The 11233-nt window shown below is 59.1% G+C and carries 13 protein-coding genes and 1 pseudogene; 4 read left to right on the top strand and 10 right to left on the bottom strand.

Annotation, left to right across the window (positions count from 1 at the left end; genetic code table 11):
• The 6 genes and pseudogenes from JCM12178_RS10355 to JCM12178_RS10330 form a co-directional block, all read right to left on the bottom strand.
• Positions 1 to 264 (bottom strand): glycosyltransferase family 2 protein (locus tag JCM12178_RS10355; protein ID WP_157054867.1); only part of this gene is annotated, 264 nt, incomplete at its 3' end.
• A 1-nt stretch (position 265) separates the two neighbouring features.
• The gene (locus tag JCM12178_RS10350; RefSeq protein ID WP_054651127.1) at positions 266 to 1432 is read right to left on the bottom strand and encodes a pyridoxal phosphate-dependent aminotransferase; all 1167 of its coding nucleotides are present in this window, start codon (positions 1430 to 1432) and stop codon (positions 266 to 268) included.
• Between the two features lie 64 nt (positions 1433 to 1496).
• The gene (locus JCM12178_RS10345; protein WP_054651126.1) at positions 1497 to 1928 is read right to left on the bottom strand and encodes an FKBP-type peptidyl-prolyl cis-trans isomerase; all 432 of its coding nucleotides are present in this window, start codon (positions 1926 to 1928) and stop codon (positions 1497 to 1499) included.
• A gap of 32 nt (positions 1929 to 1960) precedes the next feature.
• Positions 1961 to 2950, bottom strand: a complete 990-nt coding sequence (trpS, locus tag JCM12178_RS10340) for a tryptophan--tRNA ligase (protein WP_054651123.1) — start codon at positions 2948 to 2950, stop codon at positions 1961 to 1963.
• A 20-nt stretch (positions 2951 to 2970) separates the two neighbouring features.
• Positions 2971 to 3633: a site-2 protease family protein gene (locus JCM12178_RS10335; RefSeq protein ID WP_054651121.1), complete on the bottom strand. Its 663-nt coding sequence runs from the start codon at positions 3631 to 3633 to the stop codon at positions 2971 to 2973.
• 129 nt (positions 3634 to 3762) lie between these two features.
• Positions 3763 to 4139: pseudogene (locus tag JCM12178_RS10330) on the bottom strand (response regulator).
• Positions 4140 to 4348: 209 nt separating this feature from the next.
• Here JCM12178_RS10330 and JCM12178_RS10325 point away from each other — a divergent pair.
• Together JCM12178_RS10325 and JCM12178_RS10320 are read left to right on the top strand one after the other, a co-directional pair.
• Positions 4349 to 4546 (top strand): ubiquitin family protein, encoded by a 198-nt coding sequence (locus tag JCM12178_RS10325; RefSeq protein WP_054651119.1) that lies wholly within the window; start codon positions 4349 to 4351, stop codon positions 4544 to 4546.
• A 13-nt stretch (positions 4547 to 4559) separates the two neighbouring features.
• Complete coding sequence (locus JCM12178_RS10320; RefSeq protein ID WP_054651117.1) at positions 4560 to 5486, top strand: TIGR00269 family protein; 927 nt, start codon at positions 4560 to 4562, stop codon at positions 5484 to 5486.
• Positions 5487 to 5559: 73 nt separating this feature from the next.
• Here the strand turns inward: JCM12178_RS10320 and JCM12178_RS10315 are convergent, their stop codons facing one another.
• Positions 5560 to 6186, bottom strand: a complete 627-nt coding sequence (locus JCM12178_RS10315; protein ID WP_054651115.1) for a hypothetical protein — start codon at positions 6184 to 6186, stop codon at positions 5560 to 5562.
• A gap of 128 nt (positions 6187 to 6314) precedes the next feature.
• Between JCM12178_RS10315 and JCM12178_RS10310 the strand changes: the two genes are divergently transcribed.
• Together JCM12178_RS10310 and JCM12178_RS10305 are read left to right on the top strand one after the other, a co-directional pair.
• Positions 6315 to 6626, top strand: a complete 312-nt coding sequence (locus tag JCM12178_RS10310) for a late competence development ComFB family protein (RefSeq protein WP_054651113.1) — start codon at positions 6315 to 6317, stop codon at positions 6624 to 6626.
• A 91-nt stretch (positions 6627 to 6717) separates the two neighbouring features.
• The gene (locus JCM12178_RS10305) at positions 6718 to 7539 is read left to right on the top strand and encodes a nitroreductase family protein (RefSeq protein WP_054651111.1); all 822 of its coding nucleotides are present in this window, start codon (positions 6718 to 6720) and stop codon (positions 7537 to 7539) included.
• Positions 7540 to 7603: 64 nt separating this feature from the next.
• Here the strand turns inward: JCM12178_RS10305 and JCM12178_RS10300 are convergent, their stop codons facing one another.
• The 3 genes from JCM12178_RS10300 to JCM12178_RS10290 form a co-directional block, all read right to left on the bottom strand.
• Positions 7604 to 9073, bottom strand: coding sequence for a GNAT family N-acetyltransferase (locus tag JCM12178_RS10300; protein ID WP_083465855.1), 1470 nt, complete (start codon positions 9071 to 9073; stop codon positions 7604 to 7606).
• Positions 9074 to 9214: 141 nt separating this feature from the next.
• Positions 9215 to 10117: an aminotransferase class IV gene (locus JCM12178_RS10295; RefSeq protein ID WP_054651131.1), complete on the bottom strand. Its 903-nt coding sequence runs from the start codon at positions 10115 to 10117 to the stop codon at positions 9215 to 9217.
• Positions 10118 to 10189: 72 nt separating this feature from the next.
• A complete protein-coding gene (locus JCM12178_RS10290; RefSeq protein WP_054651106.1) occupies positions 10190 to 11218 on the bottom strand; it encodes an aspartate-semialdehyde dehydrogenase in 1029 nt (342 codons plus the stop codon).
• Positions 11219 to 11233 lie beyond the last annotated feature (15 nt).

Raw genomic sequence — 11233 nt, 5'->3', positions numbered from 1 at the left:
CATGCGCGCGATGTAGGGAGCGCGGGCCTCGGCAATGGCCGTATTGGCGGCCGCTACCACCCCGCCGTGCGGGATCGTGACAACCCTGACACGCTCGTCGCGCCGGGCGAATTCCGACAGTACGGCAGCGGTTTCGTCCGTTGAGCCGTCATCCACGGCGACGAGCTCGAAATCGTCAAGGGTCTGGGCAAGCAGCGACTGAACCGCGCGGCCCACCGTGGCCTCGCAGTTGTAACACGGCAGCGTGACCGATACGCGGGGCATGCTAGAATTCCTTGAGGTACCGCTCCAGCCGGTCCATGCCTTCGGCGATGTTCTCGATGGAGTTGGCGTAGGAGAAACGGATGTAGCCTTCCGCGCCCGTGCCGAAGTCGATGCCCGGCGTCACGCCGATCTTCGCCTTTTCAAGGATGTCGTAGGCGAGCTTGAGGGAGCTTCCGCCGAACCGTTCGGCGTACTTGCGGAAATTGACCAGAATATAGAAAGCGCCCGTGGGCGGGTTCGGGATGGACAGCCCCATGCCTTCAAGGCGGGAGAGCATATATCGGCGGCGCTCGTCATACGTGGCCTTCATGTGCTCCACATCGGGACCGGCCTCGCGCAGCGCCGCGACCCCGGCCCACTGGGCCATGGAGTTGGCCGAGATAAAGAAATTCTGACAGGCCACCTGCAGAGCGCGCACGTACTTTTCCGGAGCAATGAGGTACCCCAGCCGCCAGCCGGTCATGGCGTAGAGCTTGGAAAAGCCGTTGAACACGAAGGCGTTGTCCGAGAACTCCAGCACGGAATGCTCTTTCCCCTCGTAGACAAGGCCATGGTAGATTTCATCGGAGACAACGTGGATGCCCCGTTCGTCCGCCAGTTCGCATACCGCGCGCATCCGCTCGGGCGAAAGCAGCGTGCCCGTGGGGTTGGCCGGGGAGTTGAGCAGCACGGCACGGGTGCGCTCGTTCACGGCCTCGCGCACGGCGGCAACGCGATACTGCCAGCGGTCTTCCTCCACAACGGGAACGGCACGGCTCACGCCCCCGGCGAACTCGATGAAGTTGTTGTAGCAGGCGTATGCCGGGTTCGAGGTGATGACCTCGTCGCCCGCCTCCAGCAGCGTGGAAAAGAGCAGAAACATGGCGGGCGAGGTGCCCTGCGTGATGATGACGCGTCCGGGATCGACGCTCACGCCGTAGCGCTCCCGGTAGTCGTCACTCACGGCCTCGCGCAGTTCGGGGATGCCGAGACTGTGGGTGTAGTGGGTGTGCCCGCGGTCAAGGGCGTTGCAGGAGGCGCGCTTGATGCACTCCGGCGTGTCGAAATCCGGCTCACCGATCTCCAAATGGATAATGCTCTCGCCCGTCCGCTCCATGCGCTGTGCGGCTTCGAGAATCTCCATGACCATGAACGGCTTCATCTGCGCTATGCGCCCGGATATCGTCATCACGCCTCCCTCGACGAAAAACGGCCCTGCCGAGGCAGGGCCGTATCAATCATCTTTCTGTGATTTAAGACACTTCGACCAGCTCGAGATCAAAGAGCAGGGTTTTGTCAGCCAGCGGATGGTTCCCGTCGAGGGTAACCATTTCCTCGCTCACGTCGGCGATGCGCATGTAAGCGGTCTCGCCGGATTCGGTGGCCACCTCAAGCATCATGCCCACTTCCGGAGCGATGTTCGGGGGCAGCTGCTCCTTGCGGACCTCGAAGACGAGTTCCGGACGGGAGGTGCCGTAGCCTTCTTCGGGCGGCACTTCGATGCTGGTCTTGTCGCCGGGGTTCAGGCCGATGATGGCCTTTTCGAAGCCTGCGATCACCATACCCTGTCCAAGAACGAATTCCAGCGGCTCGCGGCCTTCGCTGGTATCAAATACTTCACCGGAATCCTTGTACTTCCCGGTGTAATCTACCTTTACCTTGTTTCCTTCGTTGGCGCCGGGCATATGCCCTCCTTCGGTTCGTGGTTGCGGATTCGCTAAAAGTCGAAACCGATTATTTCGCGCACCTGTTGCATGGTTTTTTGGGCAAAGGCGCGGGCCTTCTTGTTGCCCTCGTTCAGGATGTCCGCGAGCGTATCGCTATCGAGCGTAGCACGACGGTCCTGTATGGGGGCAAGGAATTTTTCCAGAGATTCGAGCAGAACCTTCTTGCAGTCCACGCAGCCCCAGCTCGCATCACGGCAGCCCGCCTCGATCTCCGGCAGCTTTGCCGGGTCGGTCATGAGCTTGTGGTACGGAAAGAGGTTGCAGATCGCGGGGTCGCCGGGATCGGCCTTGCGCTTGCGGTTCTCGTCGGTGAGCATGCCGCGCACCTTGGGCATGATGGTGTCCATGTTCTCGGACAGGCCGATGGAGTTGCCGTAGCTCTTGGACATCTTGCGGCCGTCAAGCCCGGGTAGTTTAGCCTCCTCGGTGAGAAGGTCCTTGGGCTCGGGGAAGAAGTCCTTGCCGAAGATATGGTTGAACCGGCGGGCGATCTCGCGGTTGAGTTCAAGATGCGGGAGCTGGTCCTTGCCCACGGGAACCGCGTCCGGCAGGTACATCAGAATGTCGGAGGCCTGCAGCACGGGGTAGCCGAGGAATCCGTGGGTGTGGATGTCCTTGTTGGTGAGCTGCTCGCGCTGCTCCTTCCACGTGGGATTGCGTTCCAACCACCCGAGCGGAGTGATCATGGAAAGAATCAGGAAAAGCTCGGCATGTTCCTTGATGCAGGACTGCTGAAAGATCACGCATTTCTCGGGGTCGATGCCCGAGGCAACCCAGTCCTGCACCAGCCCGGGCACAAAGCCCTTGATCCTGCCGGAGTCGGCGTATTCGCTGGTCAGGGCGTGCCAGTCCGCAACGAAGTAGTAACAGTCGTACTCGTCCTGCAAGTCCAGCCAGTTGGCGATGACGCCGAAATAGTGGCCGAGATGCAGGGGACCGGTGGGCCTCATGCCGGAGAGAATGCGTTTTTTGTCGCTCATTGGGATATCGCTGGTTGTGGTTAGATGGGAACGCCGAGCAATGCGGCTCCGAAACGAACGGCCGGGAACAGGGTCGCCCCGAGTACGCTGAAGCCGATGATGTTGCCCAGCAGGAACAGGCCGAGGATGAAAAAGATGCCGTAACGCCCGAGTCGTTCATACTCGTACGCAAGGCGCGGAGGAAGAAAGTACTGCACGATCCCGGAGCCGTCCAGAGGCGGAATGGGAATCAGGTTGAACAGCCCGAGAATCAGGTTCACGAGCACCCCGGCCTGACAGATGAGCAGGACCGGAATGAGAACCTTCATGCCCATGCCCTGCGGGTCCGTGACCGAGATCGAGCCGACGAGGTGGAACCCGGCCGCAAAGACAGCGGCCATGATGAAGTTGGCGGCGGGACCGGCAAGCGAGACGAGCGCCATGCCCGCCCTCGGATTTTTGAAATACCGCGCATCCACCGGCACAGGCTTGGCCCAGCCTATCTTGATGAGAAAGAATACCAGTGTCCCGATGGGATCGAGATGCTTGAGGGGGTTGAGCGTCAGCCGTCCCGCATTTTTGGCCGTGGGATCGCCGAGCCGGTATGCCACCAGTCCGTGCGCCAGTTCATGGAGCGTGAGGGCGGCCAGAAGGGGAACCGCCAAAATCGCGATTTCCCTGATGGTGCTGGAAATGTCGAACATGCAAGAGCGGCTACCACAGCGAGGCTGTGCAGGCAAGGAGATTCAGTGGTTCCGGGCGCATTGCGGAAAGGCGCGGAAGCGTCCCCACCGACACTTCCGCGCCCTCCGGCAAAAATGAAATTGTCAGGGTCAGGCGTCCACCGATGCCTTGCTGATGGCCATGCGGACCTTGTCCTTGAGTTCCGTCAGGTCCACCGACTTCACCACGTAGTAATCCGCGGCGATGGACTTGATGTCGTGCTGGTAGGAGTCGTACGCGGTAGAGAGGATTACGGGGATCTTCTGGTTCTCCGTGCGTATTTCCTGCAACAGGTCAAGTCCGGAACGGTTCACGCCCAGCTTGATGTCCAGAATAACGATATCCGGATTTTCCCTGTGGATGACGTCGAGAATATCCTCCTCGCCGTCCGATGTGGCGATCTGGAAGCTTCGGCCTCCAGTTCCTCCCGATACAGCATCCGGATGTGCTTCTCATCGTCCACGACGAGTATTTTTTGCTGATCCATTGAGCCTCCAGAGAGTTTGCAGTCGTAGTTCAATGTAATGGGAAATTCGATTTTTGGTCAACTCTTCTTCTGACAATCTTGCGTGTTTCTAACATTGCCTCGTTATCCACACGATTTCGACACCAACCATATCCTTGATGGATCGGCCGCCAGCGGCTACAAGGGGCGTCCCCCGCCGGGAGAGGAACGTCCTGCGGGAAAGGAGAAAAATGATTACCGTGAATATCGAACCCGAGGGCAAGAGCACGACCCTTTACAAGACCAGAACCGTGATCGCCCTGCTCAACAAGCTCGACCTGCGCCCCACCATGGCATTGGTCATACGCAACGGAGAACTGCTCACCCCCGACGTCAAGCTCTTCAACGGCGACGTCATCACCGTCAAAAAAGTCATCAGCGCAGGATAAGGAGGAAGGTACCATGAAATGCACCCGATGCAAGGCACCCGCCTCCACGGCACTGCCCAGCCACAACGCCGCATTCTGCCCGGACTGCTTCCCGCTGTTTTTCACCAAACAGGTGGAGACCGCCATTCGCAGGCAGAAGATGTTCACCCACGACGAACGCATCCTCGTGGCCCTCTCCGGCGGCAAGGATTCACTTGCCCTGATGCTTGAACTCTCGCTTCAGGGGTATGACGTCACCGGCCTGCACATCGACCTCGCCATCCCCAACAGCTCACCAAAAGCCCGCGCCAAGGTCGAGGCGTTCTGCCAGCAGCACGGCCTGAACCTGCAAGTGCTCGAAGTGGCCAAGGAGGGCCTGCCCATACCGGCCATCAAGAAACACATCAAACGCCCGGTCTGCTCGGTCTGCGGCAAGATCAAGCGCCACTATTTCAACAGGATTGCCCGAGAAGGCGGCTTCGATGCACTGGCCACCGGCCACAACCTTGACGACGAGGCCGCCCGGCTCTTTGCCAACACCCTGCGCTGGGATTCCGGCTATCTCTCCGATCAGGGACCGACCCTGCCCGGCGAGGAAGGGTTCATCCGAAAGGTCAAGCCGCTCTATCGCCTCACTGAATTCGAGACCGCCAACTACGCCTTCATGAAAGGCATCGAAATACACTCCGATCCCTGTCCCTACTCGGGCGGCGCGAGCTTTACCGGGCATAAAAAGCTGCTCGGCGAGCTGGAGCACAAGAGCCCCGGAAGCAAATTCTCCTTCTACGACAACTTCCTCAAGCGTGGTCGCCCGGCTTTCAAGCTGCTGGAGAAGGAACAGGGGGACCCGCTCTCCCCTTGCGACACCTGCGGCTCTCCCACTTCCCTCGACAAATGCGGCGTCTGCCGCATCCGTGAAACACTTGAGCGAAACATGAAGGAAGCTGGCGAAAGCCTCTAGTTTTCCAAAGCATCAAACGAAAAAACGCGGCCTCCGTCTGGAGGCCGCGCTTTTTTGGTGCCTGAAAGATTCCTCACACCCGCATGTTGAGCGAGCGCATGTAGCTGTTTTCAATGTCGAACATGATGCCCCGGATACCGGAAAACATGTCAGATTGTGCGTTCTGGTTCAACCAGAAGGCCATGCTCTGCTGCGTGATCTTGGCCCGGAACTGCTGCGGCTCCAGCCTGTTCTGCGCGAGATTCTCCACCTGCTGCATGTCCAGAATGACGTTGAACTGCTTCACGCGCTCGGGATTGGCCGCAAAATACGACTCGATGACCTTCTTGTCCGGATGGTTGTTGCCAACCACGATCTTGCCGCTGGACTCGTCGTATATGAGCTGAAACTTTTTGTCCGTGTCCACGCCGAGCGCCTTGAGTTCCTCGCGGACCTCCTTGTCGAACTGCTTTTCAATGGCCTCGCGCTGCGCCTTGATGTCCTTGAAGGAGAGCTTGCTGAATCCGGACTTCGAGAGTTCAGCCATGAGATCGCTCACCTTCTGCTGAACCAGGGGATCAGCCGCGTTGCCCTTTCCCGAAGAGCTGCCCGAAGACTCCGAGGAGGCCTTCTCGTTCTGCTCAGAAGATTCATTCTTGTTCGCGATGCTGTAAGCGTTGCTATGATAGCTGCCGAGCGCGTTGCTGACGTAGGGTGTCATTCCCGTAACTCCATTGCTGTCGGTTTAATGACTGTGCCGGTTACTATTTGCAGGTGGCGTGCCAGAGCGCAAAATGTTTTGAATGGTGTGCTTTTTCTGATATCCAGAAGACATAACAAGGAGGGACCATGACGAAAACGCACGAAATCCCGACGGTCAACGGCGTGGAGTTGGCCGGCATACGCAATCGCAACGAAAGGCGCGTGGCCGAAATCATGCCCGAGCTTCTCACCGAAGAATATCAGGACTTCATCTTCGACCCGCTGGACATTCAGGACATCTACGCGCTCACCCTGAACCTGCTGCCTGCCCGATACGTGCAAAGCGGCACTATCGTGCTTTCCAACAAGCTCTCCGAATACGAGATCAAAGGGAAAATGCGTATCGCCGTGGAGCGCGTGCTGGAAAACCCCACTCGCGCAGAGAATCAGGAGGGCTGACCCGGTTTCCTCGCAGTGCCCTCTTCACTTTCACCGCGCACATGCTATGCTGGTCGCGACCTGTTGAACAGCCAACCCGAAAGGAAGAGCCATGCTCCAATTCAGCATCGACGAGGAAAAATGCATCCAATGCGGCGAATGCGCCGCCGACTGCCCCCGGTCCATCATCGAACTGGAGCCGGAATACCCGCGCATCGTCCCCGGCAAGGAAGACAACTGCATCCAGTGCCAGCACTGTCTCGCCATATGCCCCACGGAGGCCCTCTCCATCCTCGGCGTGGACCCGGATAAGTGTCCGTCTCTTGACGCCATCCCCAGCCCGGACCAGATGGAGGCACTTGTGCGCGGTCGCCGTTCCACCCGCCGCTACAAGCAGGAAAACGTCGACCCCGACACCGTGAACTGGCTCATGGACATGCTTGCCCATGCCCCCACAGGCGTAAACAACCGCCGCCTGCTCTTCACCCTCGTGGACGACGTCAAAACCATGGACACCATCCGAAAAGAAGCATTCGAAGGCATCCGCGCCAAGGTCCAGTCGGAAGGACTCCCCGAACGCTATGCCGTTTTCGAGCAGTTCCTCGCCGTCTGGGACAAAGGCATGGACGTCCCCTTCCGTGGCGCGCCCCACATGCTCATCGTCTCATCGCCCGACGATTCCCCCTGCCCCGAAGCAGATCCATACATCGCCCTGAGCTACTTCGAGCTCTGCGCCGCCGCCAAGGGCCTCGGCACCGTCTGGTGCGGACTCGGCAAATACGCACTCTTCGACATCGTCCCGGAGCTCGGCAGCAAACTCGGCGTGCCCGAGGATCACAAATCGGTCTACGTCATGCTCTTCGGCAATCCCGATCTCGAATACCACCGTGGCGTCCAGCGTGAAAACACTGCCGTCAACAGAGTGAAGATGTAGCTTTGTCAGGCCCCTTTCGGACCACAAGGGAATGGACGGGACTCGACGGGGCCGAAAAACCCGATCAGACGCGAGGGTCGTGGGTGCGAACGTACTCCTTGATCTCTTCGGCAAACTCGGAATGGACCTTGATGCGCCAGTAGTCGACGTTGGCCGCATTGACATATTGAAGCATCAGCATTTCGTTGCCGTTATAGTCCGGCCCCACCCCTGCGAAAAAGAAGCCCATCTCCTCGAATGAAGATGTCATGCTCATGGTTCCGGGGTTTTCAAGAGGCAGCGCGAGCTGAACGGAAACGATCCCCTGAGCAAGGGCGCGCTGAAGCCGCTTTTCAACCTGCACGAAACCGTCCAGCCCATACTCATCGATTCCGACAAGGCTCCAGCCCTCGTTCAAATCGCTAAATGTCCAGATCGTCGACTCAGGCCCCGTCTCCATCTGGTCCATCAGCATCCCGCTTTGAACGGTGATGCCACGATGTTCGTAAATCCGCTCGATCATCGTCCTGTGGTGTTCGGGCAAATACAGGGGGCGATCTCGAAATTCGCCGAGATATTTCGTGAAAATAACGTTTCCGATACGCTCGGGTTCAGTGGAGTCGCTCGTGCCCCAAATCCGCGAAGCCGGGCTCGTGTCCACAAGAAGGCCGCACTCCCTGTATCCATGCCCGAGGACAGCCCTTTGGGAGTGAACATGGTTGGTGACGGCAAAGGCTTCAATCGCGTACACCCCCCGGCTCACGGCATTTTCTTCAAGAGCCCTTACCAGTGAGGATGCACACCCCTTGCTCCTGAAATCAGGGGCAACGAATCCGAAAGTCAGTTCCTCCACCACGGCGTCGGCAGCGTGCTTCACCATCGCACCGTGGGCCGCAATCTCTTTGGTATCATCCGCTTCAATGACCACAGAAGTTATCTCTCCGGCGAGAAGCATCTCCCGGACGCGGTCCGGGTAATAAATGTGTTCGCTGAACAGGACCCCTCCGTGGGATTGGAATGCCAGACGCGAGATGCCTTCTGCATCGTCCGGAGCAGCCATGCGGAGCGTCCATGCGTCAGACCGTCGCGGTACATGTCCCTCGATTTCCGGGGCCGGATCATCCGCCAGACGTGCCGGAAGATGCTTCTCCATGGACACGGACCGCCTTCCTCCCGGCAGAGAGGAAAAGGCGCTCTTGTCCATCATCTTCTCGATGAGCAGCAGGCTCATGCCGGTCGTATCGCCATGTTCGGAGGCCAGCGCCGGATCGTATCTCGGCATTTTCCCGACTTCCAGCGGAAGTCCATGGAAACGGATAGTCAACTTCAGGCTGAGCGTTGTTCTGGAAATGTCAGTTTGCACGGTTTCCTGCGGCCCGCCATACCCGAATTCAAGTGCATGGTGCACCCCCTCTTCCACAGCGAGACATATTCGACCGACATCATCGGGCAGGAATCCCGTATTTTCGGCACACCGCCTGGCTGCAAACACGGCAATGGGGATATGGCTTTCACTTGCGGGGATCGTGACGGATACGGACTCGTTTCTTTTCATGGCGCTGTCCAAGCTGAGGATGAGAGCGACAAATCATGCCTCGTTTTGTAATACTGCGCAACGCCATTACAGACGCCGCCCTGCAATAAAAAGCCCCCGCAGCATGGGCTGCGGGGGCTTATCAACATAGTATTCCTGAGATTACAGCGGCGTGCCGTTCTCTTCCATGTCTTTGCGGATGAGTTCGCGCAGCCGTTTGGCCACCGGACCGGGCCGGACGTCGTGGATGGGCTTGCCGTTGTAGCGGACCACAGAAATGGCGTCGCCGGTGGTGCCGACGATGATGACTTCCTTGGCTTCAAGGATTTCGTGTTCCGCGATGCCCCGGAAGATGATGTCGACTTCGTCTTTGACGAGATCGATGACGCGCATAAGCGTGGTTCCGGCAAGGGAGTTGGTGAACTCCGGGATATGGAGCTTGCCTTGCTGGTCCACGATGCAGACGTTCTCGGTGGCGCCTTCGGCGAGCAGGCCGAACCTGTCGAAACAGAGGGGGTAGTCGTAGCCCTTTTCGGCGGCCTCGCGTTTCATCAGCACGTTGGGCAGATAGTCGATGCTCTTGATGGTTGCGAGGTACGGCTGCTTGGCGGGCACCGAAGTCTTGAACGCTGTGGCGCCTTTCTCGTAAAAGCTGTCCGGCTTCGGGGTGAAGTCGTAGGCCGCGATGTAGAGGCTGGCCACGGGGCATTCCTTGGGATCGATGCCGAACCCGCCGGGACCGCGACCCAGAAGAACCCGGATCATGCCGTTTTCCTGCTCTGCGGCGCGGGCCACGTCGAGAATGGTCTCGCCCATCTCTTCCCAGGAGCACGGGGGCGTGAGGTGGATGGCCTTGGCGGAGCGCTGCATGCGCTTCAAGTGCGCCTCAAGCTGGTAAAGCTTGCCGCCGATCCACTTCATGGCCTCGAACACGCCGTCGCCGCGATGGACGAGGTGGTCGTCCCACGGCATGAGCATGAGGTTCGGGTCCTTGCAGATGACGCCGACGCGCTGTTCATAGAACGCGCGTACGCCCTCCTTGCCGGGTCTGGGGGCGGCGAGCATGCGATCGAGGTATTCCCGGCTGTCCACGACTTTTTTTCACGGCGGTTTTCCTTCTGTGGTACGGCTCGTTATCTAGGGGACGCGAACAAGACCGCGTTCGATGAGCACTTCGGCAATCTGCACGGTGTTCAGTGCGGCACCCTTGCGGATGTTGTCGGCGACAATCCACATGTTCAGGCCGTTTTCAATGGTGTTGTCTTCACGGATGCGGCCGACGAAGACATCGTCCTCGCCAGCGGAATCAATGGCCATGGGGTAGGCCAGCTTCTCGGGGTAGTCCACCACGGTGACGCCCGGAGAACCTGCCAGCAGGGTGCGGCATTCCTCGGCGGTCATTTTCTCTTCCGTCTCGATGTTCACGGACTCGGAGTGGCCGTAGAACACAGGCACGCGGACGGTGGTGGCCGTGACCTTGATGCTCTGGTCCCGCATGATCTTGACGGTCTCGTTGACCATCTTCATCTCTTCCTTGGTGTAGCCGTTCTCCTCGAAGGAATCGATGTGCGGCAGGCAGTTGAAGGCGATCTGGTGTGGGTAGACTTCAGCCACCACGGGCTTGCCGTTCATGAGGCGGCGGGTCTGCTCTTCCAGCTCGTCAATGGCCTTCTGACCGGTGCCTGAAACGGCCTGATACGTGGACACGACCACGCGCTTGATCTTTGCCTCAAGATGGATGGGCTGCAGGGCCACGACCATCTGGATGGTCGAACAGTTGGGGTTGGCGATGATGCCCTTGTGCCAGTCGAGGTCTTCCGGGTTCACTTCCGGGACCACGAGGGGGCATTCCGGGTCCATGCGCCATGCGCTGGAGTTGTCCACGACAACGCAACCGGCCTTGGCGGCGGCGGGTGCGAAGGTCTTGGAAGGACCGCCTCCGGCGGAAAAGAGTGCGAGGTCGATGCCGGTGAAGGCGTCCTCGGTCATTTCGACAACGGTGAGTTCCTGACCATTGTACTCGACCGTTTTGCCCGCGCTGCGGGACGAGGCCATGGGGATGACTTCGGATGCCGGGAAATTGCGCTGTGCCAGCGTTGCCAGCATCTCCTGACCGACGGCTCCTGTTGCGCCGCACACAGCGACGCGGTACTGCTTCTGACTCATAGCTTTCACTCTCCA

It is taken from the genome of Salidesulfovibrio brasiliensis JCM 12178 (assembly GCF_001311825.1).
Classification (GTDB): domain Bacteria; phylum Desulfobacterota; class Desulfovibrionia; order Desulfovibrionales; family Desulfovibrionaceae; genus Pseudodesulfovibrio; species Pseudodesulfovibrio brasiliensis.
The sequence above is the reverse complement of the archived record's forward strand: the minus strand, read 5'-3'. Positions and strand labels throughout refer to the sequence as shown.